The organism is Devosia sp. P2_G7 (assembly GCF_056403495.1).
The window spans coordinates 1-24,152 of record NZ_JBFUFI010000017.1; the positions used below are offsets into that span (position 1 = coordinate 1).

Here is a 24,152-nt window from a genome sequence, read left to right on the forward strand (position 1 = left end):
TCCGCTGTCCGCTGCACCGAAGCGAGATCATGACGAGTGGTTGGTGCGGGGGAGACCGGGTGGGCTGCGGGTCGCTGCAGTTCAGGCGGAAACCATCACGGCAAGGACCGGTTCGCCGGTCAAGCCGCTATCACGCGAGGGTCGCTCGATGCGGAGCAGCCCAAGGGACGAAGCCTGGCACGCATGAGCCGGGCGGGAGCAAGGAAACGCGGTGCTGGCATTCCGGCCGCCAACTGAGCTGCCATCGTTCCCGCGATGCGGCAGGGGATGCGCCCCGGCACTGGTGGCATAGGCCCAAAACCCCGGCCGGCCGGCGAGGCGTGAGCCTCTTTCATCTGCGGACTACCGCTACGGGGCAAACGCCTCGCCGGTCCCGCTTCACTTCCTCGATCAGGGGAAGGTTCTTTGAAACCTCCGAAGCCCACGGGCTGTCGGACGCTTCGGCTCGCCTCCGCTCATTGCATGCGAAAAATCTTCACCCTCACCCCAAGGATCAGCCCGCGTTCATCGTCTCACCCTAGAATGCCGACGGAAAGCTCACGCAGGTGCTACGATCCTTGACGCCTGAATTCATGAACACCGGGGTGCTCGACGCCCCCACAGCCGACGAAACGCTGATCGCGCGGGCGGTCGGCGGCGATCGGCGTGCATTTGGCGAGTTGGTGGAGCGGCACTACGACTTCATCTTCCGCACCGCCTGCAAATGGTGCGGCAAGGTTTCGGATGCCGAGGATGTGGCGCAGGATGTGTGCGTCAAGCTCGCCTCGATCCTCAGGAGTTTCGACGGGCGCTCGGCGTTCACCAGCTGGCTCTATCGCGTGACCCTCAACGCGGTGCGCGACATGCAGCGGGCGCGGAGCCGGCGCGGGCGCAATGCCGATCGCTATGCCGAGGTGGCGCCGGATGAATACCTGCCTGAGCAGGAAGACGCAGCGACTTCTGGGGAGTTGTGGAATGCGGTGCGCAGACTTCCCGAACAGCAACGGGATGCGGTGCTGCTGATTTACGCGGAGGGGATGAGCCACGCCGAAGCCGGCGTGATCATGGGGTGCAAGGAGGCGACAGTCTCATGGCACGTCCACGAGGCAAAAAAGACCCTGAGGGGGCTCCTATGAGCAACCACATGAACGACGACGAAAAGCTCAACGCGCTGCAGCAGGCGCAGACCCCGGCTCCTTCAGGGGCGGCGCGCCGCCGCGCGCTCGACGCCGCGATGCTGGCGTTCGATGCGGAGCAGGCGAGCCAGAAGAAAGCTGCCCAAGGAAATCCCATCACCCAGCGTCTCAGGTCCATCTTCGCCAATGCGAAAGGGACTTGGACCATGAATACGCGTCTCACCTACGGCCTCGGCACCGCCGCAGTCGCCCTGCTGCTGTTGCCGCTCGGCTACCAGCTCTACACCACCACCGCGATCACCCCGATCGGCGTGCCGCCGGTGGCCGTCAGCACCACCGATGCGGACAAGCCGGTGGTGCAGCCCGAACCCGCGCCGATGGAGATCGGCCGCGTCGATGCGCTGAAGAAGGAAGCAGCCGGCGGCGCGACGGCCACCACGACGGCCGAAGCCCCTGCGACTGTCGGCGCCGATGGCAACGTTTCGAACCTTGCGGCGGCCGCGCCGGAAGGTGAGGCAGATCTGCAGATGCGCGACGAGGTCGCTCCGCAGGCCAGCATGTCGCTCGATGCAACGGCACCGGTCGCACCGATGACCGAGATGCGAATGGCTGCGCCCAAGCAGCAGGCGGCCAATCCGACCCTGTCTGCCGGCATGATGCAGGAGGAATCGTTCGCCGCGGCACCTGCGCCAGCCGACGCGACGATTGCCACGCCGACGGAGCCGAGCGGCGACGAGTTCACCAAGTTCACGGAATCGCCGGTGAAGGTGGTGAAGACCGATCCGGTTTCCACCTTCTCGATCGACGTCGACACGGCCGCCTATTCGTATGTCCGGCGCTCGCTCACCGAGGGCTGGGTGCCGGAGCCCGATGCGGTGCGGATCGAGGAGCTGATCAACTACTTCAACTACAACTACCCGGCCCCGACCGACGCCTCGACGCCGTTCAAGCCAACCGTCTCGGTCTATCCGACGCCGTGGAACGGCAAGACGCAGATCGTTCAGATCGGCATCAAGGGCTATGTGGCCCCGGTGACCGAGGACAAGCCGTCGAACCTGGTGTTCCTGATCGACACCTCGGGGTCGATGGATGAGCCGGACAAGCTGCCGCTGCTGAAGCGGGCGTTCGCGCTACTGGTCGACCAGCTCGGCGCAAACGACACGATCTCGATCGTCACCTATGCCGGTTCGGCCGGCGTGGTGCTGGAGCCGACCAAGGCGACGGAGAAAGCCAAGATCCTCGGCGCGCTGGAGAACCTCTCGGCCGGTGGCTCGACCGCCGGCGCCGAAGGTATCGAGCTGGCCTACCGGCTGGCTGAGCAGAACAAGGTGTCCAACGGCGTCAACCGGGTGATCCTCGCGACCGACGGCGATTTCAATGTCGGGATAGACGATCCGGAAGACCTGAAGACCTACATCAAGAGTAAGCGCGACGGCGGGGTGTTCCTGTCGGTGCTCGGCTTCGGCCAGGGCAATCTCGGCGACGATACGATGCAGGCACTGGCGCAGAACGGCAACGGCAATGCGAGCTACATCGACAGCTTCAAGGAAGCCCAGAAGGTGCTGGTCGAGGACGCCGGTGGCACGCTCGAGACCATCGCCAAGGACGTGAAGATCCAGGTGGAGTTCAACCCGGTGGTGGTCAGCGAGTACCGGCTGATCGGCTACGAGACCCGGGCGCTGAACCGCGAGGACTTCAACAACGACAAGGTCGACGCCGGCGAGATCGGCGCGGGGACTACCGTCACCGCGCTCTACGAGATCACCCCGGTCGGCTCGGGCGCCGAGCTCAACGATCCCTTGCGCTACGAAGCGGGCGGCACGGCCGGAGCGCCGCCGGTCGAAGCGACGCCAATGATGCCGACGACCGACGAGATCGGCTTCCTGAAGCTGCGCTACAAGCTGCCGGACGGCGACACCTCGACGCTGGTCGAGCAGCCGATCACTAGGGCCGACGCGGTCAACGAGCTGGCCCAGGCCGATGACGACTCCCGCTTCGCCGCAGCGGTCGCCGCCTTCGGGCAGAAGCTCAAGGGTTCGAACTATGGCGAGACGAGCTGGAACGACATCCGGACGCTGGCCCAGGGTGCCCGCGGCGCCGATGAGAACGGCTATCGCGCCGAGTTCATGCAGCTGATCGACATGGCCAAGGTGCTGGTACCGGAAACCGAGGCGGCGACGCCCAAGCAATAGCGCCGCCAGCCCCCCACGGCGCTTACGAGCGCGGCCCCGCTGCTGACGGTGCCGCGCTCGACCGCGTCGAGAGCCGCAGATCGTAGAGAAAGACGGCATAGACGCGGCTGCCGGTGCCGGCTGGTCCCGACACCTTCTCTGCGTCGGGATAGATCAAGGTGATGTCCACGAAGCTGGAGCTTCCAATGACGGCAGCCGGAATGGCGATCTCTCTCCTTGTCGCTGAGCGTCCTGCAAACTCCAGCGTGCCAAGCGAGGCGCCATTGACGATGACTTCCACGCGCTGCCGGGTGGTGTCGCGATCCACATAGGGCCGCATGTTGAGTTCGAGCAGTAGGTCGGACGGCGCCGCAACGGCGAAGCGCAGCATGGATCGATCACCGTCTGACCAGGAGCCCGCTGTGTCCGGATCGCGCCATCCGCAGCGGGTGAGCGACGCGCGCGGTGCGCCGCCGTCGGCTCCGAACGAGACGCGTTCGCCAAGGGCATAGGTGCCCCGTACGGGCAGGGGGAAGCAGTCGCTGGATTTGTCGATGTAGTAAGCGCGATAGAGCGGATCGACGGTGGGCGACATCGCGATGGCGAGAATGGCGGCTTCCCCCGCAAGCAGCAGGGCGGCCAAGCTATAGAGAATGGTGTCGCGGCGCTGGCGCATGGCTACATCACGAACAGCGAACTGTTCATCCAGCCGATCGTCAGCACGATGTCGAGGATGATGACGATCGGAAAGGCGAGCAGCCAAGCCGGCCTCCAGCGCGACACGAGATCGGAGATAGCCCACCCGATAGGGGCCAAGCCGGCAACAAAGCGAACCAGCGACGTCGGGCCTGCCGAAAGTGAGACCAGGACGCAGAGCAGGCAGAAGATCGCGGCGGGCAGCCGGCGCTGGACCACCAGCAACAGGCAGGCGGCGGCGCCGACCAGAGCCGCGACTGTCCAACTCGCGGTCACCATGGCGGCCGGAGTCAGCGGCCAGGTCAGCGTCAGCAGCGCGCTGATCGTATCGAGCGGGCTGACCAACTCCCGCCCCCAGGCGCGCTGGATGTGGGCGAAGGCAAATCCATCGCCGGTGAGGTAGCTGAGATAGGCGATGTAGACGAACAGACCCGCCGGGGCGAGCATGACGCCCAGCACCAACCGCGGATTGCCCAGTAGCGCGAGCGGCAGGTCGCGCCAGCGCCCGCCAGCCGTGAGGTGTTGCTCCACGGCCCGGGTCAGAAGCGCGAAGACCATCAGCACGCCGGTGATACGCGTCGCCGAGAGGAGGGCGGCAAACAGGCCAGCCAGCACATAGCGCGACCGATCGAGCGCCAGCAGGGCTAGCGTCGTCAGGAGGATGAAGAGCGCCTCGGTGTGCAGACTGGAAAACAGGAAGGAGAAGGGGCCGATGAGCAGGCCGGTGGCGAACAGCCAGTAGGCCCGTGCGCTGGCGAACAGTGGGCGCGCTGCCAGGGCAGCGAGGATTGCCGCCGTGTTCGAAACGATGAAGCCGGCCCATTCGGCCGACAGCCCGGTCACGCGGCCGAACAGGGCCGCGAGGGCGGGCGAGAGCGGAAAGAAGGCCCAGTTGGCGGCGCCCGGGCGAAGCCGGACACCCGGCGCGAGGTCGTAGCCGCCTTCGGCGATGGTTCTGTACCAGCCGCAGTCCCAGACGCAGAGCGCCTGAACATAACCGGTCGGGTCGGTGCCGCCTTTGATCCAGGCGAAGACAGCGAACCGCAGGGCGATCCCTGCAAGTGCCAGAAAGAGGAGTACGGCAATGCGCCGGTACGGCACCGCCCCGGCTAAGTGGTGCCGTGCCTCCGCGATCGCTTGGTCGGCGGCTGTCATGCGGACCTAGCCGAGGCTGCCGCCCTCGTTGTTCCCGCCCTCGTTCCCGCCACCGGTGCCTGTCGTGGTGGTGGTCGTCGTGGTCGTCGTCGTCGTGACGATCACTTCAGGTCCGTCACCGTCGTCAGAGCCACTTAGCGATTCGGCGGGCCAGACGTAGTTTGGTGGCGAGCACTTGGCGTTGTGCATTTCGGGGTCAGTGACCATCCAGCCGAAGCACTCGACGAAGTGATCGATCTGTTCGATCACCTCGGGCGTGAAAAAGGCCTGGCTGGTGACCGTGCTACCCAAGAACAAAAGCCCGGCAGTGGGAATAGCAACGACCACTAGGCGCAGGCGAGATTTCGGCTTGGAAGATTTGTTGGATTCCAACATGGGAACTCCGTGACGCTGTGCGATGGAGAAGCAGTGCACGAACCGCACACTGCTTCTCTCTGCCCGCCACAGTTAGCGAAGGGCTCGTGTTGGGGCAATCCTTCACGCTCGATCTGGCAACTATATTGTTACAACGGCTTCAAACCTGCTTCGATCTCGGCCCGACGGTCCTCCAGGAAGGGCGGCAGCGCGAGGCGCTGCCCGAGGGTTTCGAGCGGTTCGTCGGCGGTGAAGCCGGGGCCGTCGGTGGCGATCTCGAACAGGATGCCGTTGGGCTCGCGGAAGTACAGCGACTTGAAATAGAAGCGCTCGACCTCGCCGCTGGAGCGGACGCCGAATTGAGCGGTGCGCTTCACCCACTCGTCGAACTGCTCCTTGTCCGGGGTGCGGAAAGCGACATGGTGCACGCCGCCGGCGCCCTGGCGGGCCTGCGGCAGATCGGGGTTCACCTCGACATGCAGTTCGGCCGCGGCGCCGCCTTCACCCATCTCGAAGACATGGATTTCGCCATTCTTCTCGCGTGCCGGGTAGGAGCGGACCTCGCGCATGTTCATCACCTTGGTCAGCACCGGCTCGGTGCGACGAAGATCGGGGACGGCGAGGGTGATGGGGCCGAGGCCGATAATCTGATGCTCGGCGGGCACCGGGCTTTCGGACCAAGGATGACCGGCAGCGGATTTCGGATCGGCGATCAAACGGAAGCGCTGGCCTTCGAAGTCCTCGAAGTCGAGCGACAGGTGTCCGGCACGTTCCTTGATGTTGCCCGAGGAAATGTCTTTCTCAGTGAGGTGTTCCTTCCACCACTTGAGATCGGCTTCGGAGCCGACACGCAGGCCGGTGCGCGACACTTCGTGGTTGCCGCGCTTCGACGGTGCGGTGGGCCAATCGAAGAAGGTGAGATCGGCGCCCGGCGAGGCGATCGCGTCGCCATAGAACAGATGATAGGCGCTGACGTCGTCCTGGTTGACGGTCTTCTTGATCAGCCTGAGGCCAAGCGTGCGGGTGTAGAATTCGACATTGCGCTGCGCCTGGGCGGTGATTGCCGTCAGGTGATGAATGCCTTTGAGTTCGAGGGTCATGACTGGCCTCCGTTGTTATCGGTGGCCAATACATAGTCTGAACGAAGGTTCCGGCAGAGCCCCCGGATGCCGACGGGTTGTCAATGGGGGGTGAACAATGTGGGCGGGGACGGTTGGAAAAGAAATCCCCGCTTTCGCGGGGATTGTGTCGCGCCAGGTCGGTCTGACCGAGGATCAGTCCTTGGCGCGTTCGACGTAGCTGCCGTCTTCGGTCATCACGACCACGCGGGTGCCGACGCCGATATGGGGCGGGACCATGGTCTTGGCGCCGTTCGAGAGCGTCGCCGGCTTGAACGAGGAGGAGGCGGTCTGGCCCTTCACTACCGGTTCGGTCTCGGTGATTTCGAGGGTGACGCGGGCGGGCAGTTCGATGGCGATGGCGTTGCCTTCGAAGGTCTTCAGGTAGACCAACATGCCGTCGGTGAGGAAGGCGCCCTGATCGCCGACGACGTCCTCGGAGACGGCGATCTGCTCGTACGAGGCGGGGTCCATGAAGTGGTAGCCCTCGCCGTCGTGGTAGAGGAACTGGTATTCGCGCTCGTCAACGTCGGCCTTTTCGACCATTTCGACGGTGCGCCAACGACCGATCACCTTCACGCCATCCGACATGCGGCGCATGTTGACGTTGGTGACGGAATTGCCCTTGCCGGGGTGGACGTTCTCGGCCGTGAGCACGACGTGCAGGTTGCCGTCCTGCTCGACGACGTGGCCTTTGCGCAGGGACGAGGCGATGACCTTGACCATATTTCTTCCTTGTTCAACGGTTGGCGGCGGCCTAGAGAGCGGCAACGGAGGCCGGCGGACGCGCTGATCTGACTATTCGGTGCCGCCCGATATCCTAATTCCGCGAAAACCGCCAGTCCTGAGCCGAAAGACACTGCCGTTGCCCACGTCCTCTTCTTTGCCGCCGGTTTCGCCGTGGTGGACGCCATCGGTGCATGCAGACCGGCGGCCTGCGCTGCTGGCGCGGAACAGGATCGAGCTGGCACTGCGCAAGTATCTGGCGGAACAGGATTTCCTGATGGTGGACCCGCCGGGTTTGCAGCGCAGCCCGGGCAACGAGACGCACCTGCATGCCTTCGCCACCACGGCGATCGGCAATGATGGGGTGGGGGAGACGCTGTATCTCCATACGTCGCCGGAATTCTCGATGAAGAAGCTGCTGGCGGCGGGGGAGCGGCGGATCGCGAGCCTCGGGCATGTCTGGCGAAATCGGGAGCGGAGTGCGCTGCATCATCCCGAGTTCACGATGCTGGAGTGGTATCGGGCAGGGGAGCGGTATGACGCGGTGATCGCCGACTGTGTGGCGATGTTGCGGATTGCGGCGGAGACCGCCGGAAACGCGCTGTTGCGGTTCAAGGGGCGGGAGTGCGATCCGTTCGTCGAGCCGGAGCGGTTTGGAGTTGTCGAGGCTTTTCAACGGTTTGCGGGGATTGACCTGTTCGCGACGATGGACGCTGACGGGGTGACGGATGCCGACGCGCTTGCCGCCGAGATGCGGCGGGTGGGGCTGGAGGTGCCGGGGGAGTATACCTGGTCGTATCTGTTCAGTCGGGTGCTAGTGGAAAAAGTGGAGCCGAATCTGGGGCTTGGGCGGGTGACGGTGCTGGATCGGTATCCGGTGGCGGAGGCTGCACTTGCTCGTCGCACGGTGGATGACCGGCGGGTGGCGGAGCGGTTTGAGCTTTATGCGTGCGGCGTAGAGTTGGCGAACGGGTTTGGCGAGCTGACAGACGCAGCAGAACAGCGCGTAAGGTTCCAAGCCGAGATGGACGAAAAGCTGCGGCTGTACCATGAAACTTATCCGCTGGATGAAGACCTGCTCGCGGCGCTGCCGCTGATGGAGGAAACCAGCGGCGTGGCGCTCGGGTTCGACCGGCTGGTGATGCTGACCGTCGGGGCGCGGCGGATCGAAGACGTGCTGTGGGTGCCGGTGGTCGGAGGCGACAGATGAAACAGGATCGCGCGATACGGTCGGCGACGGAGCTGGTCTCGGCCGGGCTGCTCGATGCGGAGCGGCTGGATGATGCCGAGGCCGTCGCGAAGAAGTACGCGGTCGCAATCACGCCGGCGATGGCGGGGCTGATCGACCGCGACGATCCGAACGATCCGATCGCCAAGCAGTTCGTGCCGGACTTCGCCGAATTGAGCGTGACGCCGGAAGAGCGGGCGGACCCGATCGGGGACCTGACGCATTCGCCGGTCGAGGGGATCGTGCACCGCTATCCTGACCGCGTGCTGCTGAAGGCGGTGCATGTCTGCCCGGTCTACTGCCGGTTCTGCTTCCGGCGCGAGATGGTTGGGCCCGAGGGGTTGGGCACGCTGACGCCCGAGGCGATGGATGCCGCGATCGGCTACATCGCCGGGCATCCGGAGATCTGGGAGGTGATCCTCACCGGCGGTGATCCGCTGGTGCTGTCGGCACGGCGGCTCGAGGAGATGATGGTACGGCTCAGGGACATCGCGCATGTGAAGATCGTGCGCTTCCACAGCCGGGTGCCGGTGGTGGAGCCGGAGCGGGTCGACGACAAGCTGATCGCGGCGCTGAAGGCCAGTGGCAAGACCACCTATGTGGCGATGCACGCCAACCATCCGCGCGAACTGACGTCGGCGGCGCGAGCTGCGGCGGGGCGGCTGGTCGACGCGGGCGTGGTGATGCTCAGCCAGTCGGTGCTGCTGCGGGGCATCAACGACGATGCCGATGTGTTGGCGGAACTGATGCGCGGTTTCGTCGAGATGCGGGTGCGGCCGTATTATCTGCACCATCCGGACCTCGCGCCCGGCACGGCGCATTTCCGGCTGTCGATCGCCGAAGGACAGGCGCTGGTGAAGGGCCTGCGCGGCCGGGTGTCAGGGCTGTGCCAGCCGACCTATGTGCTCGATATCCCCGGGGGCTACGGCAAGGCGCCGATCGCGGCCAGCAATGTCGAGGTGACGGGCGAGGGAACCTATTCCGTGTCGGACTGGCAGGGCGGGGTGCATGCCTATCCACCGGCAGGGGGATATGAGGCCACATGAGCACCGGGTCGGCGCCGCCGTTTCCCTGGCCCGAAGAACGAGTTGCGCATTACACCGCCTATCGCGTGCCCGAGCCACTCGCGATTGGCGGTAAGCTCGATGATGCAAGCTGGCGGCTGGCCCCGCGCTCGCCGCGCTTCGTCGACCTGATCACGGGCAAGCCGACGGTGCATGACACCCGAGCGGCCGTGCTGTGGGATGACAGCTACCTCTATGCCGGCTTCTGGGTCGAGGAGCCGTTTGTCGAGGCCAAGCTCACCGAGCGTGACTCGCTGATCTGGAGCGAGAACGACATCGAGGTGTTCGTGGCCGGGGCGGACGCGTATTACGAACTCGAGATCAATGCGCTGGGCACGATCTATGAGGCCTTCTTCCTGTGGGAGGATGCGTATGAACGCGCGGGCTTCAGCAAGGCGCCGGAGTTCTCGCGCACGGCGCCCGGGGCGAAGCCATGGAACGGCGTCGGCTTCGACAAGCACCCGCGCGGCCCGCGGCTGGGGTTCTTCAACTGGGACCTGCCGGGACTTCGAAGCGCAGTCGCAGTCGATGGGACAATCAACGACAACCGCGACCGCGATCGCGGCTGGACGGCGGAGATTGCCATTCCGTGGTCAGGCATGCAGCAGCTTGCGACTGACGGACGAACGCTGCCGCCGCGTGACGGCGACACCTGGCGGATGGACTTCTCGCGCTTCAACACCTATCGGGCGGCAGCGCCGGCCGAGGACTCCGGCGGCTGGGCCTGGAGCGCGCATGGCGTCTGGGACTCGCACATCCCCGAGCTGTTTCCGTACATCCACTTCTCGACGAAGCTGGTGGGGAGCGAGGGCTAGGGCTCAGTTGTTCCAGTGGTCGGCGTCGAGCAATTTGCCGTTCGCCCAGGCTTCGATCAGCGCGCCGGCGATGGCGCCGGGACGGGGCTTGTTGATCTCGGGGTGGGTGCTGGCGAGGATTTCGAGCACTTCGCTGCGGGTAACCCAGCGGGCGTCGGACAGCTCGGCCGGATCGATGGTGATCGCCTCGCTGGTGGCGTCGCCCTGGCAGCCGAACATCAGCGACATCGGGAACGGCCAAGGCTGCGAGGAGACGTAGCGGACCTGGCCGACCTTGATGGCACTCTCCTCCAGCGTCTCGCGGCGCACGGCGGCCTCGATGGTTTCACCCGGCTCTACGAAGCCGGCGAGCAGGGAATACATCCGCTCCGGCCAGCTGGGGCTGCGGCCGAGCAGCAGCAGGTCACCGCGGGTGACTGCCATGATCACCACCGGGTCGGTGCGCGGGAAATGCTGCGTGCCGCATTGCGGGCACTTGCGGACCCAGCCGGTGCTCTCGACATTGCTCGGCGCGCCGCAATTGGCGCAGAAGCGGTGGGTACCGTGCCAGCCGATCAGGGCGCGCCCGGTGGCGACGGTTTCGCCTTCGAGCCGCGACAGCATCGGCATCAGACCGCGGATTTCCGTGAACTTCGCGTCGGGGAAGCTGGGATGGACCTGCTGGGTCTGGTCGATGAACTGGCCGATGGTCGTGGCATCCTCAGGCGGCGACCAGAGTGGTAGGTCGACAGCGAAGCGCGGCCCCTCGGGCGTCAGCCCAACGAAGATTGGCGCTTCGCGGCTATCGGAGAGGGCTGGGTGATCGAGCGGCACGGCTGCGGGCCGGCCGTCGGCATCGGCGAGAAGCTTGCCGCGCCAGAACACCAGCGTGCGGGCCCGGGCGTCGTTGCGCGCCTCGTCCGTGGTGCGCAGGTGCGCGACGCGATCGAGTTCACCCGGCTTGAATGCAAACCCGAAATCCACCGCTCAACCCTCCAAATTCGCCGGAAGGTTTAGGGGGATGTCGAACCGGCTACAAGCCGGGACGCATCTGTGGGGCAGATGGGGGGCAGCCCACCTGCAAATTAGTCGAGGCTGTAGGGTCGCCTGCCCGGACGACCCTACAGCCCCCTGATCCGCGATTGCCACCGGCGGATCATTTCCTCTGCAGCGGCTTCGGCGCCCTGCATGTTTGCGCTTTGATAGACATCAACCTCGACACCGTTGCGTGACAGCTGGTCGACAGCTTCGGCGAGCACGGCGTTCAGGAGGAACACTCCTGATATGGTCGAGGTCGGGCCCATGCGGATGTCGTTGTCGCCGACGCTGAGCGCGGCGTCGCCGTACTCGCCGCCATTGTCGAGCACCAGGTCAGTGACCTCAAAGAGGAGCTTGCCCGACTCGTGGCGCGAGGTAGTGGCACCGGCGTGCCGCAGCGAGGTCAGCGCGATGGTGGTGGCGCCACGAGCCTTGCAGGCGAGCGCCAGTTCGATCGGGTAGGCGTTGCGGCCCGAATTGGACGCGATGAAGACCACGTCGCCGGCCTCGACCGGATAGTCGGCGAGGACGCGCTCGGCGCGGCCGGCTTCGCGTTCGAGCAGGGTAGAGCGCTCGGCGCCGAGATGCAGCATCAGGTCGGGATCGAGGATGGCCTGGGCGGCGGCGATGCCGCCAGCGCGGTAGAAGGCTTCCTCGGCGATGAGGTGGGAGTGGCCGGAGCCGGCAACATAGACCAGGTGGTCGCTGCCGAGCGCCGTGGCCACGGCGTCGCGGGCGGCATCGAGGGCATCGGACTGTTCGGCGAGCACGCGGTCGAGGAGGGCTGTGACCTGATCGCGGTAGCGCTGGCGTGGGATGGTCATTCTAGCCTCTGATCTCGCCGACATATTTGTAGCGGTCGCCGCGGTACCAGCTGATCGCGTCTTCGACGACGGTGCCGGTTGCGCCGTAGCCGAGTTGCGAAATCTCGAGTACGGCGGCACCCCGGCGGATGCATAGGTGGCCGGCCAGTTCCTCGTCGGCCTCGGTGGCCTGGAGGCTCTGCAGGACGCGCTGCGGGCGGGCGTTGCGGGCATCCATGCGGTCGTAGAGCGAGCCGGTGCCGTCATAGTCGGCGCCGACCGTCTCGACCGGTACCACGGCCCGCTCGTAGGCGATCGGCTCGCCGCCGGCGAGGCGCAGGCGGACGAGGGTGAGGATGGGCGAGCCAAGCGGCAGGCCGGTGCGGAAGGCGGCGTCGGCCCCGACCTGGCCAATGGAGCACTCGAGCACGCGTGAGCTGGGCTCGAGACCGCGCAGGCGCATATCCTCGGAGAAGCCGGAGAGGCGCGACAGGGCCTTGGGGATGCGCCCGACGACGACGGTGCCGGCGCCCGGGCGGGTGGCGACGATGCCCATCTGGGCCAGTTCCTTGAGGCCCTGGCGCAGGGTCGAGCGGGAGACTGCGAGCGCCTCGGCCATCTCGCGCTCCGAGGGCAGCGACTCGCCCGGGGCGATGCCACCGGAATCGAGCACGGCGGTCAACGCGTTGCGCAGCCGCTCGCCCAGCGGGCCGTGCTGCCGCTCCATGCGCTCGCGTACAGCTGCGTAAAAGTCCAAGGCTGCTCCCGGCCACCGATGCGTGGTTCAGTCCGCAGCTGGTATGATTTTGGACTGGCGTTGGCAAGCGTGCCGCACGAAAAGTTGCAGGAGTTCCGGCCAATGGACATACTGGGCCAAACCAACAACATACCAGTTAGCAGGGAAGGGTGCACCTTGGCGGTACAGGAACTGCTGTCGCGCGACGGCAAGGGGCGCTTCCGGCATGGTGCTTGATTTCGGCGAGGGGTACCGGCTGCGGGCGGCGACGGAGGCTGATCATTCGGCGTTGTGCATGGTGTGCCTGAAGACCGGGGATAACGGCAGGGACGCCACGGCGCGGGAAGATGATGTGGACCTGCTGGGGTTGATCTACGCGGTGCCGTACCAGGTGTTTGCGCCGGAGTTTGCGTTCGTTGTCGATGGGCCGCACGGGGTGTGCGGGTATGTGCTGGGGGCGGTGGACAGCGCTGCATTTTATCGCTGGGCCGGAAGCGAGTGGTTCCCGCCGATTGCGGAGCAGCTCGCGGATCCCGGACCGGACCGGGAGCATTGGCGGGGGAGCGACTGGGCGAGATATGAGATTCATCATCCGACGTTCGTCTATCCCGAGGCCCTGCATCCCTACCCGGCGCATGGGCATATCGACCTGCTTCCGGAGGTGCAGGGGCGCGGCATCGGGCGAGCGGCGCTTAACCTGGTGATGGAGCGGCTGGGAGCCGCCGGTGCGCCGGGGATGCACCTCGGGGTGGGCCCGAAAAATCGGCGGGCACAGGCGTTCTATCGCAAGCTCGGGTTCGAGAGGCTGACGGGCGAAGGGGCGCCACGAAACGCGGTGTACATGGCGCGCCGGTTGTAGGCGATTGGCCTAGGGCAGGCCCGCTCCCGCCTTATGGTCGATCCGGCATGATCTTGAAGTCGTTCCCCTCGGGCAGCAGTTGGCCACCATCGACCACGATCGTCGTGCCGGTGATGTAACTGGCGTCGTCGGAGGCAAGGAACAGGAAGGCATTGGCGACGTCACGAGTGCTGCCGAGGCGGCCCAGTGGGATGGCGTCTTCCATCGACTTGATGAAGGCGGGGGAGCGGTGCTGCTGCACAGCTTCGGTGAGGATGTTGCCGGGCTCGACGCCGTTGACGGTGATGCCGTAGCCCGAGAATTCGAGCGCGGCGGCGCGGATCAGGCCGTTGATGCCGGCCTTGGTGGCCGAGTAGTGGCCATGGCCGGGGCTGGTGACGTGCGGGCCGGTGATCGATGAGGTGAAGAGGATGCGGCCGTAGCCCTGCGCCTTCATCGGCGTGAGCGCAGCGCGTGCAGCGATGAAGCTGCCGCGCAGGTTCACTCCCATGACGCGATCCCAGTCGTCGACCGAAGTCTCCTCGAGCAGTTGCCAGGGGTAGATGCCGGCATTCTGCACCAGGATGTCGAGGCGGTCATATTGCTTGAGCGCCAGGGCGACGGCGGCCTCTGCGTCGGCCAGCTTCGAAATGTCGGTGTAGATGAACGGCGCATCGAGCTCCGCGGCTGTTGTCATGCCGGCTTCGCGTTCGGTGTCGGCGATGACGAGGTTCGCACCCTCCTCGGCGAAGCGAACAGCAATGGCCTTGCCGATGCCGCGCGCCGCTCCGATGACGAGCGCGGTCTTGCCTTCAAGTCTTTTGGTCATGCGAGTTTCTGCCGAATCGAGAGTTTGAGGGTATCGAGGAGCACGGCGGCGAGCACCAGCAGTCCGTGGATCACCTGGGTGGAGGTGGCGGGGAGGCCCATCAGGTTGATGGCGGTGTTGATGGCCGAGAGCAGCAGCACGCCGGCATAAACGCCGGGCAGGGCGCCGACGCCGCCCTTCAAACTGACGCCGCCGATGACCACCGCGGCGAAAGCGTTAAAGAGCAGGCCAATGCCGAGATTGGCGGTGGCGCCGGAGGTGCGGATGGCCAGGAGCCAGCCAGCGAGCGCGGCGATGGCGCCGGCGAGGATGAAGCTCAGCATCAGGATGCGATCGACCTTGATGCCGGCGCGGAAAGCGGCGTTCTGGTTGCCGCCGATGATGACGATGTGCCGGCCGAAGCGCGTCCTGGCCATGATCAGCGAGAACACCACGAAGCAGGCGATGGCGATCCAGGCGGTGAGCGGCAGGCCGAGCAGGCGCTGCACGCCGAACCAGCGGATGGCGGGTGCGAGATCCTGTGCCGAGCGGCCGCCCGATATCGCGAGCACGACACCGCGCACCCAGATGTAGGAGGCCAGCGTGACGATGAAGGCGTTCATCTTCAGCTTCACGATGAGGAAGCCATTGAGCGCGCCGATGGCGCTGCCGACGGCGAGCGCGATGATGAGCGAAACGGGGACGCCGAGCCAGTCGGGCGTCAATTGTACGCCCATGCCGATGCCGGCGGAGCAGAAGATGATGCCCACGGCCATGGCGGAGAGCGCCGCGACGGACTCGACCGAAAGGTCCATGTGGCCGGCGATGATCACCAGCGCGAGGCCGATCGACATGACGCCGAGCACGGATGAGGCCTCGATGATATTGGCGAAGATACCGGGTTGGAAATAATTGGGCACGAAGGCGGAGAACACGATCAACACGAACAGCAGCATGAACCAGACGAGGTTATCGAGAATGAACTCGAGGGTGCGGCGGGTGTTGGGGTTCATGCTGGGGTTCCGGTGAGGGGACATCTGTCCCCCTCCGCACGAGGGAGGGGGACGTGGTTGAGGACGGGCTTATTCCACCGACTTGATGGTGTCCGTCGGGGGCTTCATGTTGCCCCAGAAGGCCGGGTTGTCGATGTTTTCCATGGTGATGGCGGCGCCGGGGATCTTGATATTCGGGCCCCAGGCTTCGTTGGTCACAGTGGATTTCAGGCCGAGCACGTCATACTCGCCGGGCTTGATCTCCTGGTGGTTGACGATCTTGTCCATGAACATGGCGACGGCGGCCGCCTGCGCATAAAGCGGCTGCTCGACTTCGGCTTGCATCCAGCCCTTGCGGATCAGATCGAGGCCGACCGGCGCGCCGTTAGACGAGAGCATCAGCACGTCGCCCGGCTTCTTGCCGGCTGCTTCGAGCGAAGCGGCGGCGGCGACCGAGAGGTGGGCGGCGTGGTTGAAGATCAGGTCGATGTCGGGATTGGCGAGCAGCTGGTCGTTGACAATGGTGCCGGCGGCGTCGGCGGCCCAGGCCATGGCGGGAACCGAGATGATCTTGACGTCAGGGAAGGCTGCCATCTTCTCCTCGAAGCCCTTCTGGATATCGAGGGTGTAGGGGTCGCCCGGATCGCCGAGCACCTGCAGCACCTTGCCCTTCACCGACCCGTTCTTCTTGGTCAGCAGGTCCTGGACCACGCCGGCGGCGACGTAGCCGATCTCGACGGTGCCGGCGACCGAGGTGAAGGCCGACGGAGTGGAGGTGATCTGGCGGTCGAATTCCACCACCGGAATGCCGGCCGCCATGGCGGCTTCTATCGAGGGTTTCAAGGCGTTGAAGTCGACGGCGGCGAGGATGATGGCCGCGGGCTTCAGCGCGATGACGTCGTTCATCTGGGACTGCTGGACGTCGGTCTTGTTGTCGGCGTTCAGCGTCTGCATCTCGTAGCCGACCTGCTTCAGGAACATTTCCAGCGCCGACACGGAGCCAGTCTGGAATTCATCGATCAGCGTGGGGACGAGGTAGTAGACCTTGCCCTTCGATTGGGCGAAGGCAGGCGACAGCAGGGCAAGCGCCACTGCCAGAACGCCGAAGACGGATAGGAGTATTCGCTTCATTTCGTTCGCTCCTTGATGCCGGATTTCCCGTTTCCCCTTCAGCCAGCCGCTCCGGCAGCGGCCAGGGTCTCCCCGGTGATCATGCGGACCACCGCATCGGGGCTCGTATTCTTAGTGGCAACGTCGCCGGCCACGACGCCCTGGCGGATCACCACGATCCGGTCGGCGACCTGGAAGGCCTGCTGCATGATGTGGGTGATGATGACGACGCCGATGCCCTGGCTGGCGACCTGGCGGATCATCTCGAGGCCGCGACGGGTCTGCTCGACGCCGAGCGCGGCGAAGGGCTCGTCGAGCAGGACCAGCTTGCCGCCCCAGTGGACGAAGCGGTTGAGCTCGATGGCCTGGCGTTGGCCGCCCGAGAGGTGCTCGACATTGGTGCGGAGCGACGGGATTTTCGTGCCGGCGCTGGCCATGGCCTTGGCGACGACGGCCTCCATGGCCTTTTCGTCGAGCACGGGGATGCCGAGGACCTTTTTGGTGATCTCGCGGCCCATGAAGAAGTTGGCGACGACATCGACATTGGTGGCGAGCGAGAGGTCCTGGTAGACCGTCTCGATCCCCGCAACCTTGGCTTCGGACGGCGATTTGGCGAGGAAATCGCGGCCCTCGAACAGCATCTTGCCGGAGGTGGGTTCGAGCCCGCCGGCGATGATCTTCACCAGCGTCGACTTGCCGGCGCCATTGTCGCCCAACAGCGCCACCACCTCGCCCTTGCCGATGGTGAAGCTGACGCCCTTCAGCGCTTCGATGGCGCCGTAGTTCTTCTTGATGTCGTCGAGGACGAGCAGCGGCTCGAATGTGCTCATGCGGCAAGGCCCTTCATCTGGTCGCGGCCGGGGGCGAAGAGCTGGCCGAAGCGGGGTGAGAGAACGCCGGCGACGGCGAGCGCCGCGGCGCCGCGCAGCACTGTGTGCGGGCCGCCATTGGAGACGATGAGGCGCGGTGCCTTGCGATCGCGGCGGGCGGAGACGGAGTTGGGCAGGTCGGCGGCGACGCGTGCCAACTCGGCAGAGAGGCTCTCCGGGGCGAGGCCGCCGAGGATCACGGTCTCAGGATCGAACAGGTTCTCGACGGTGATCAGCGCGGCGCGCAGCTGCGGGGCGATGGCGTCGGCATAGGCAGCTTCGCCGAGGCCGCGGCGGGCGAAGGCCTCGAGCGAGATGTAGCGTTCGAGGCAGCCGCGATTACCGCAAGGGCAGGGCTCACCATCGGGCACGACGGGAATGTGGCTGATTTCGCCGGCGTTGCCCCAGGCGCCACGCTGGGCCACACCCTCGTGCACCATGATGCCGCCGAGGCCGACACCAACGAACAGGTAGTAGAAATCGGCGAACTCGGCGCCCCGCCCATAGAGCCGTTCGCCGAGCGCCGCTGCGGCCATGTCGGACTCGATGAAGGCGGGCAGGCCGGTGACTTCGGCGAGGCGCTCGCGCAACTGCACGTTGTCCCAACCGACCATGGTGGTGGGGCCGACGAAGCTCATCGACTCGACCCCGAATGGGCCCGGCAGGGTGAGGCCGACGCCGAGCATGCGGACGCCTTGGCGGAGGGCACGCAACTCTGCGACCATTGCGCCGATCAGCGTGAAGGCCTCGTCGGGGGTGGCGTGGGCAGCATTGCGGTGGGCGCTGCCGATGACATCGCCGCCGAGATTGATCAGCGCCGCGTCGATGCCCAGCGGGGTGATGTAGATGCCGATGGCATAGCCGCCTTCGGGATTGATGCGCAGCGTCGTCGGAGGCAGGCCACGGCCGCGCGGCTCTTCCTTGAGCGACAGGATGAAGCCCTGCTCTTCGAGTTCGCGGATGATGGTGGAGACGGTCTGCACCGTGAGTCCGACCTCCGCGGCGATGCGGCCACGGGTCGTGGGGCCGGTCGCACGGATGGCTTCGAGGACGATCCGCCGATTGTACGGCCGTCCGAATTCCTGGTTCGTCCCTCTCAGGCCCAAGGCGTCCCTCCTAGGCTGGAAGGGAGACTGTGCTGGCTGATTTATTAAGTCAAATGGAATTCAGAAATCGGCCGTAGTCGATGCGCAGCAGGGTTGCGCGAGCACCGCTTGCGCTTTGTGGCTTGGGACAGATAAGTCAGCCCCATGCAGGTGCAGGACCTCGCCATTCTGGTCATCGACGAGAACCGCATTCGTGCCTCGATCATCGAGGACGGGTTGCGGGAGGCGGGGCATTTGCGCGTCACCGTGGTCAATGAGATCAACGAGGTGGCGCGGGTGATCGAGCGCGACATGCCCGACGTGGTGGTGATCGATCTCGAGAACCCCAACCGCGACCGGCTCGAACACTTCTTCACGCTGAGCCGGGCGCTCCGGAAGCCGATTGCCATGTTCGTCGACCGCTCCGACGCTTCCGCCATCGAGGCGGCGGTGGAGGCGGGTGTGTCGGCCTATGTGGTCGACGGGCTGAAGAAGGAGCGGGTGAAGCCGATCCTCGACATGGCCGTCAGCCGCTTCAACGCCTTCGCGCGGCTGACCCGCGAACTGGAGCAGGCACGCAGCGAGCTTGAGGATCGCAAGGTCATCGACCAGGCCAAGGCGATCCTGTTCCGAACGCGCGGTCTCGCTGAGGCGGATGCCTATGCGCTGCTGCGCAAGACCGCGATGAACCAGAACCGACGGATCGTCGATATCGCCCAGAGCCTAGTTACGGCCGACAGCTTGCTCGGCCCAGAGGAATAATCATGTCGCTCATCCCCCTCTCCGCCGGATTCCTGCCCCTGCTGGATAGCGTGCTGCTGGTGCTGGCGCGGGAGAAGGGGTTCGCGGCGGCCGAGGGGCTGGACCTGCATCTGGTCAAGGAAACCTCGTGGGCCAATATCCGCGACCGGGCGGCGCTGGGGCATTTCGACTTCGCGCAGATGCTGGCGCCGATGCCGATCGCGGCGACGCTGGGGCTCAATCCGCTGTCGGTGCCGATGATCACGCCGATGATCCTGGGGCTCGGCAATAACGGCGTCACGGTGAGCGCCGAGCTTTGGGCGCGGATGGCGGATGCCGGAGCGCCGGCGACGCTGGAGGCGGGGCCGGTGGGCGCGGCGCTGAAGCGGGTGGTCGCGGCGTCGGAGCGGAAGCTGCGGTTCGGCGTGGTGCACCAGACCTCGTCGCACAATTACGAGCTGCGCTACTGGCTGTCGGCGAGCGGCATCGCGCCGGATCGCGATATCGAGATCGTGGTGCTGCCGCCGCCGCTGTTGCCGGAGGCGCTGGGTTCGAGCGGAATCGATGGCTATTGCGTCGGTGAGCCGTGGAACACGGTGGGGGTGAAGAACGCCGGCGCGCATATCGCGACGGTCAAGGCTTCGATCTGGCGAAGCAGCCCCGACAAGGTGATCGGTATGCGGGCGCACTGGGCCGAAGCCAATAGCGAGATTGTCGCCGGGCTGATCCGGGCGGTGCACCACGCGGCGCGCTGGTGTGGCGAGAGCGCCAACCATGCCGAGACCGCGGAGATTATGTCGTCGCCGCACTATCTGGGTCTGCCAGCGGAGCTGATCCTGCCGGCGCTGGATGGGCAACTCGATATCGGCGGCGGGATGGCGGCGAGTGTGCCGGACCACTTCGTGCCGTATGCGGGGGCGGCCAACTTCCCGTGGAGCAGCCACGCGGCGTGGTTCTACAGCCAGATGGTGCGCTGGGGCGAAGTCGAGCACACGCCGGAACGGGCGCGAGCGGCGGCGATGACGTTCCGGCCGGATGTGTACCGGTCGGCGCTGGCGCCCCTTGGGGTGCCGATGCCGGTCGTGGACAGCAAGATCGAGGGGCTGCTGGCAGCGCCGACCGAGGTGACGGTGACCGCGAGCACGCTGGTTATCGGGCCGGACGGGTTCTTCGATGGCCGGGTGTTCGATCCCGATCAGGTTGACGCGTATATCGCCGCGCAGAAAGCTGTTTGACAGTCTGCGCACGATTTAGGCGTATTCCTATTTTGCCTATTTTTGCATCGGTACGCGGCTGTGTGGATTCTGATTGGGCACAATTGGCGCCTGCCTAATTTGCGGGCAATGCTGTAACAAGCTGAAATATCTTATCTTATTGCCTCCGGCCAGTTTGGCACGGGACATGCATTGTATTCTCCGACACGCGAAATCGCGATGATCCGGCGTCCAACGGTGGGCGCTCCCAAACAGGCAAGGCTGCCAACAGGAACGTTTCACTGGCTTTCGGGCCAGCGCTACGACCTGCTGGCAGCTTTTTCATTTTGGGAGCCGAGGGGCACTTCGGGCGCCGGCTGATCGCATCACACGGAGAGACTGATGAAGAAGTTGACCTCGACCACCCTCCTGAGCCGGCGCGCCTTCCTGGCCGGTACCACGGCAACCGCAGCGACGCTCGTTGCGGCCAAGACGCTGTTCCCCTCGGGCGCCTTCGCCCAGGGTGCGGGACCCGAAGTCACTGGCGCCAAGCTCGGCTTCATTGCGCTGACTGACGCCTCGGCGCTGGTCATTGCCAAGGAGAAGGGCCTGTTCGCCAAGCATGGCGTGCCGGATGTCGAAGTGCTGAAGCAGGCCAGCTGGGGCGCAACGCGCGACAACCTGGTGCTCGGTGGTGCAGCCAACGGCATTGACGGTGCCCATATCCTGACGCCGATGCCGTATTTGATCTCCACCGGCAAGGTGACTCAGAACAACGTGCCGCTGCCGATGTCGATCGTCGCGCGGCTCAATCTCGACAGCCAGGCGATCTCGGTGTCGCAGGCCTACAAGGATGTCGGGGTCGGCCTCGACTCCTCGCCGCTGAAGGACGTGTTCGCGAAGCGCAAGGCCGAGGGCAAGGAAGTCACCGTCGCGATGACCTTCCCAGGCGGCACGCATGACCTGTGGATCCGCTACTGGCTCGCCGCCGGCGGCATCAACCCGAACACCGACGTTTCGACCATCACCGTGCCGCCGCCGCAGATGGTGGCGAACATGAAGGTCGGCAACATGGACGCATTCTGCGTCGGCGAGCCGTGGAACGAGCAACTGGTCAACCAGGGCATCGGCTTTACAGCCGCTTCAACCGGCGAGCTGTGGAAGGGCCATCCGGAAAAGGCGCTCGGCCTCCGCAACGACTTCATCGACGCCAACCCGATCGCTACCCGCGCCATCCTGATGGCGGTGATGGAAGCGGCGCAGTGGGCCGACGATATGGCCAACAAGGAAGAGCTGGCACAAATCCTCGGCAAGCGCGGCTGGTTCAACGTGCCGCCGGCCGATGTGCTGGGGCGGCTGAAGGGCGACATCAACTACGGCAATGGCCGTGTCGCCAAGGCCACCGGGCTCGAGATGAAGTTCTGGAAGGACCATGCGTCCTATCCGTTCAAGAGCCACGACGCCTGGTTCCTTACCGAGGATATCCGCTGGGGGTACCTCCCGGCCGACACCGACGTTAAGGCGCTGGTCGACCAGGTGAACCGCGAAGACCTGTGGCGCGATGCGGCGACGACCCTCGGCATTGCCGCGGCCGATATCCCGACCTCGACCTCGCGCGGGCCGGAGACCTTCTTCGACGGCAAGGTGTTCGATCCCGAGAACCCATCCGCCTATCTCGAGAGCCTCGCGATCACCGCTCTCGGCTGATGTCCCCTACTGGCGCCGGGTCCTCCCTGGCTCGGCGCCGCATTTTTTCCCCTTTCAGTACGGACCCCGCGATCATGAGTGCAGAGGCCCAGTTCGAAACCGCCGCGCCGCCCCAAAAGGCGAAAGTGTTCGCCTTTCCGGGCAAGCCCGTCGGCCGGAAGATCGACATGAAGAAAATTGCCGCGGGCGTTGCGCGTTCGGTCGTGCCGCCGGTCATCGTCATCCTCCTGATGCTGCTGATCTGGCAGATCGCCTGCTCGACGCCCGGTGCGTCGCTGCCGCCGCCCTCGGTGGTTTGGGATCAGGCAGGCGAGCTGATCTGGAACCCGTTCTTCGACTACGGCAACGGCGACATCGGGCTGGCGTGGCGGGTGTTCGCCTCTCTGCAGCGCGTCGCGGTGGGGTTCGGCCTCGCCGCACTGGTCGGCGTGGCGGTCGGCGCGTTCATCGGACAATCGGTGTGGGCGATGCGCGGGCTCGACCCGATCTTCCAGATCCTCCGCACCGTGCCGCCGCTGGCATGGCTGCCGCTGTCATTGGCCGCGTTCCGCGATAGCCATCCCTCGGCGATCTTCGTGATCTTCATTACCGCCGTGTGGCCGGTGATCATCAATACCGCGGTGGGCGTCCGGAACATTCCGAACGACTACCGGAACGTCGCCGCCATTCTCCGGCTCAACCCGATCGAGTTCTTCTTCAAGATCATGGTGCCGGCGGCGGCGCCGTACATCTTCACCGGGTTGCGTATCGGGATCGGGCTCAGCTGGCTCGCCATCGTCGCGGCGGAAATGCTCACCGGCGGCGTCGGCATCGGCTTCTTCATCTGGGATGCGTGGAACTCGTCGCGCCTGCCCGACATCATCGTGGCGCTGGTCTATATCGGCGTGATCGGCTTCATGCTCGATCGCCTGGTTGCCAGTTTCGGCGCCTTCATCACCCGCGGCACAGCCGCGAACTGAGGGGAGCGTCATGACCGCCTATCTCAAGATCGACCACGTCGACAAAAGCTTCGAGCGCAACGGCGCGACCTCGGAAGTGCTCAAGGACATCTCCCTGGAGATTACCGAGGGCGAGGTGATCTCGATCATCGGCCACTCGGGCTGCGGCAAGTCCACGCTGCTGAACCTGATCGCCGGCCTCACCGAAGTGTCCTCCGGCGCAATCTTCCTCGAGGGCAAGATCGTGTCGGAGCCGGGGCCGGAGCGGGCCGTGGTGTTCCAGAACCATTCGCTGCTGCCCTGGCTGACGGTCTACGAGAACGTCAACCTCGCCGTCGCCAAGGTGTTCGGCTCCACCCGCACCAAGGCGGTGCGGCACGACTGGATCATGCACAATCTCGACCTCGTGCAGATGGGGCACGCCAAGGACAAGCGTCCGGCTGAAATCTCGGGCGGCATGAAGCAGCGCGTCGGCATTGCCCGGGCGCTGGCGATGGAGCCCAAGATCCTGCTGCTCGACGAACCGTTCGGGGCGCTCGACGCGCTGACCCGGGCGCACCTGCAGGATGCGGTGATGGAGATCCACGAGCGGCTCAACAACACCATGATCATGATCACCCACGACGTCGACGAGGCAGTGCTGCTGAGTGACCGGATCGTGATGATGACCAACGGACCGGCGGCGCGGATCGGCGAAGTGCTGTCGGTGCCGCTGGCGCGCCCGCGCCGGCGCCTCGATCTGGCTACCGACCGCAGCTACCTCAAGTGCCGCGAGGCGGTACTGAAGTTCCTGTACGAGCGGCATCGTTTCGTCGAGGCGGCTTGAGGAAGCTGAAGAGCTGGCTATCCCTCCCCTCTGAGGGGAGGGTGGCG

Annotated in this window: 24 protein-coding genes; 11 read left to right on the forward strand and 13 right to left on the reverse strand. The window is 65.5% G+C overall.

Going from position 1 to position 24,152, the window contains the following annotated elements; all coding sequences use genetic code 11:
- Nucleotides 1-572 precede the first annotated feature (572 nt).
- Complete coding sequence (locus tag AC1DWU_RS21460; protein ID WP_477152094.1) at nucleotides 573-1,115, forward strand: RNA polymerase sigma factor; 543 nt, start codon at nucleotides 573-575, stop codon at nucleotides 1,113-1,115.
- Nucleotides 1,112-3,307: a vWA domain-containing protein gene (locus tag AC1DWU_RS21465; protein ID WP_477152049.1), complete on the forward strand. Its 2,196-nt coding sequence runs from the start codon at nucleotides 1,112-1,114 to the stop codon at nucleotides 3,305-3,307. The genes AC1DWU_RS21460 and AC1DWU_RS21465 overlap by 4 nt, the downstream gene beginning before the upstream one ends.
- Nucleotides 3,308-3,329: 22 nt before the next feature.
- Here the strand turns inward: AC1DWU_RS21465 and AC1DWU_RS21470 are convergent, their stop codons facing one another.
- From AC1DWU_RS21470 to efp, 5 genes are all read right to left on the reverse strand, one after another.
- Nucleotides 3,330-4,049, reverse strand: coding sequence for a hypothetical protein (locus AC1DWU_RS21470; RefSeq protein ID WP_477152050.1), 720 nt, complete (start codon nucleotides 4,047-4,049; stop codon nucleotides 3,330-3,332).
- On the reverse strand, nucleotides 3,965-5,137 hold the full coding sequence (locus AC1DWU_RS21475) for a hypothetical protein (protein WP_477152051.1): 1,173 nt from the start codon (nucleotides 5,135-5,137) through the stop codon (nucleotides 3,965-3,967). Before AC1DWU_RS21475 ends, AC1DWU_RS21470 begins: the two co-directional genes overlap by 85 nt.
- A gap of 6 nt (nucleotides 5,138-5,143) precedes the next feature.
- Nucleotides 5,144-5,512 (reverse strand): hypothetical protein, encoded by a 369-nt coding sequence (locus AC1DWU_RS21480; protein WP_477152052.1) that lies wholly within the window; start codon nucleotides 5,510-5,512, stop codon nucleotides 5,144-5,146.
- 128 nt (nucleotides 5,513-5,640) lie between these two features.
- Complete coding sequence (locus tag AC1DWU_RS21485; RefSeq protein ID WP_477152053.1) at nucleotides 5,641-6,591, reverse strand: ring-cleaving dioxygenase; 951 nt, start codon at nucleotides 6,589-6,591, stop codon at nucleotides 5,641-5,643.
- 174 nt (nucleotides 6,592-6,765) lie between these two features.
- Nucleotides 6,766-7,335 carry an elongation factor P gene (gene efp, locus AC1DWU_RS21490; protein ID WP_477152054.1) on the reverse strand — a complete coding sequence of 190 codons (570 nt, stop codon included), beginning with the start codon at nucleotides 7,333-7,335 and terminating at the stop codon, nucleotides 6,766-6,768.
- Between the two features lie 157 nt (nucleotides 7,336-7,492).
- On the opposite strand from efp, the gene epmA reads away from it, so the two are divergent.
- The 3 genes from epmA to AC1DWU_RS21505 are packed head-to-tail and all read left to right on the forward strand — an operon-like array spanning nucleotide 7,493 to nucleotide 10,442.
- Nucleotides 7,493-8,545, forward strand: coding sequence for an EF-P lysine aminoacylase EpmA (gene epmA, locus AC1DWU_RS21495; protein WP_477152095.1), 1,053 nt, complete (start codon nucleotides 7,493-7,495; stop codon nucleotides 8,543-8,545).
- Nucleotides 8,542-9,609 carry a lysine-2,3-aminomutase-like protein gene (locus tag AC1DWU_RS21500; protein WP_477152055.1) on the forward strand — a complete coding sequence of 356 codons (1,068 nt, stop codon included), beginning with the start codon at nucleotides 8,542-8,544 and terminating at the stop codon, nucleotides 9,607-9,609. The genes epmA and AC1DWU_RS21500 overlap by 4 nt, the downstream gene beginning before the upstream one ends.
- Nucleotides 9,606-10,442, forward strand: a complete 837-nt coding sequence (locus AC1DWU_RS21505) for a carbohydrate-binding family 9-like protein (RefSeq protein ID WP_477152056.1) — start codon at nucleotides 9,606-9,608, stop codon at nucleotides 10,440-10,442. Before AC1DWU_RS21500 ends, AC1DWU_RS21505 begins: the two co-directional genes overlap by 4 nt.
- 3 nt (nucleotides 10,443-10,445) lie before the next feature.
- Here the strand turns inward: AC1DWU_RS21505 and nudC are convergent, their stop codons facing one another.
- The 3 genes from nudC to AC1DWU_RS21520 form a co-directional block, all read right to left on the reverse strand.
- Nucleotides 10,446-11,405: an NAD(+) diphosphatase gene (gene nudC, locus AC1DWU_RS21510; protein ID WP_477152057.1), complete on the reverse strand. Its 960-nt coding sequence runs from the start codon at nucleotides 11,403-11,405 to the stop codon at nucleotides 10,446-10,448.
- A gap of 137 nt (nucleotides 11,406-11,542) precedes the next feature.
- Nucleotides 11,543-12,283 carry a sugar isomerase domain-containing protein gene (locus tag AC1DWU_RS21515; RefSeq protein ID WP_477152058.1) on the reverse strand — a complete coding sequence of 247 codons (741 nt, stop codon included), beginning with the start codon at nucleotides 12,281-12,283 and terminating at the stop codon, nucleotides 11,543-11,545.
- A 1-nt stretch (nucleotide 12,284) separates the two neighbouring features.
- Nucleotides 12,285-13,019, reverse strand: a complete 735-nt coding sequence (locus AC1DWU_RS21520) for a GntR family transcriptional regulator (protein WP_477152059.1) — start codon at nucleotides 13,017-13,019, stop codon at nucleotides 12,285-12,287.
- Between the two features lie 205 nt (nucleotides 13,020-13,224).
- Between AC1DWU_RS21520 and AC1DWU_RS21525 the strand changes: the two genes are divergently transcribed.
- On the forward strand, nucleotides 13,225-13,857 hold the full coding sequence (locus tag AC1DWU_RS21525) for a GNAT family N-acetyltransferase (protein ID WP_477152060.1): 633 nt from the start codon (nucleotides 13,225-13,227) through the stop codon (nucleotides 13,855-13,857).
- Nucleotides 13,858-13,888: 31 nt separating this feature from the next.
- Here the strand turns inward: AC1DWU_RS21525 and AC1DWU_RS21530 are convergent, their stop codons facing one another.
- The 5 genes from AC1DWU_RS21530 to AC1DWU_RS21550 all read right to left on the reverse strand — a co-directional run bounded on the left by AC1DWU_RS21530 (nucleotide 13,889) and on the right by AC1DWU_RS21550 (nucleotide 18,721).
- Nucleotides 13,889-14,665 (reverse strand): SDR family NAD(P)-dependent oxidoreductase, encoded by a 777-nt coding sequence (locus AC1DWU_RS21530; protein WP_477152061.1) that lies wholly within the window; start codon nucleotides 14,663-14,665, stop codon nucleotides 13,889-13,891.
- Complete coding sequence (locus AC1DWU_RS21535; RefSeq protein WP_477152062.1) at nucleotides 14,662-15,657, reverse strand: ABC transporter permease; 996 nt, start codon at nucleotides 15,655-15,657, stop codon at nucleotides 14,662-14,664. The genes AC1DWU_RS21530 and AC1DWU_RS21535 overlap by 4 nt, the downstream gene beginning before the upstream one ends.
- A gap of 69 nt (nucleotides 15,658-15,726) precedes the next feature.
- Entirely contained in the window at nucleotides 15,727-16,767 is a 1,041-nt protein-coding gene (locus AC1DWU_RS21540) for a sugar ABC transporter substrate-binding protein (RefSeq protein WP_477152063.1), read from the reverse strand.
- A gap of 38 nt (nucleotides 16,768-16,805) precedes the next feature.
- Nucleotides 16,806-17,576, reverse strand: a complete 771-nt coding sequence (locus AC1DWU_RS21545; protein ID WP_477152064.1) for an ATP-binding cassette domain-containing protein — start codon at nucleotides 17,574-17,576, stop codon at nucleotides 16,806-16,808.
- Nucleotides 17,573-18,721, reverse strand: coding sequence for an ROK family transcriptional regulator (locus tag AC1DWU_RS21550; RefSeq protein ID WP_477152065.1), 1,149 nt, complete (start codon nucleotides 18,719-18,721; stop codon nucleotides 17,573-17,575). Before AC1DWU_RS21550 ends, AC1DWU_RS21545 begins: the two co-directional genes overlap by 4 nt.
- Before the next feature lie 144 nt (nucleotides 18,722-18,865).
- Here AC1DWU_RS21550 and AC1DWU_RS21555 point away from each other — a divergent pair, with 144 nt between their 5' ends.
- The 5 genes from AC1DWU_RS21555 (at nucleotide 18,866) to AC1DWU_RS21575 (ending at nucleotide 24,105) form a co-directional block, all read left to right on the forward strand.
- Complete coding sequence (locus AC1DWU_RS21555; protein ID WP_477152066.1) at nucleotides 18,866-19,462, forward strand: ANTAR domain-containing response regulator; 597 nt, start codon at nucleotides 18,866-18,868, stop codon at nucleotides 19,460-19,462.
- Nucleotides 19,463-19,464: 2 nt separating this feature from the next.
- On the forward strand, nucleotides 19,465-20,676 hold the full coding sequence (locus tag AC1DWU_RS21560; RefSeq protein ID WP_477152067.1) for a CmpA/NrtA family ABC transporter substrate-binding protein: 1,212 nt from the start codon (nucleotides 19,465-19,467) through the stop codon (nucleotides 20,674-20,676).
- 360 nt (nucleotides 20,677-21,036) lie between these two features.
- Complete coding sequence (locus AC1DWU_RS21565) at nucleotides 21,037-22,341, forward strand: CmpA/NrtA family ABC transporter substrate-binding protein (protein WP_477152068.1); 1,305 nt, start codon at nucleotides 21,037-21,039, stop codon at nucleotides 22,339-22,341.
- A 74-nt stretch (nucleotides 22,342-22,415) separates the two neighbouring features.
- The gene (gene ntrB, locus AC1DWU_RS21570; protein WP_477152069.1) at nucleotides 22,416-23,300 is read left to right on the forward strand and encodes a nitrate ABC transporter permease; all 885 of its coding nucleotides are present in this window, start codon (nucleotides 22,416-22,418) and stop codon (nucleotides 23,298-23,300) included.
- A gap of 10 nt (nucleotides 23,301-23,310) precedes the next feature.
- Complete coding sequence (locus tag AC1DWU_RS21575; protein ID WP_477152070.1) at nucleotides 23,311-24,105, forward strand: ABC transporter ATP-binding protein; 795 nt, start codon at nucleotides 23,311-23,313, stop codon at nucleotides 24,103-24,105.
- The last annotated feature ends 47 nt before the right edge of the window (nucleotides 24,106-24,152 follow it).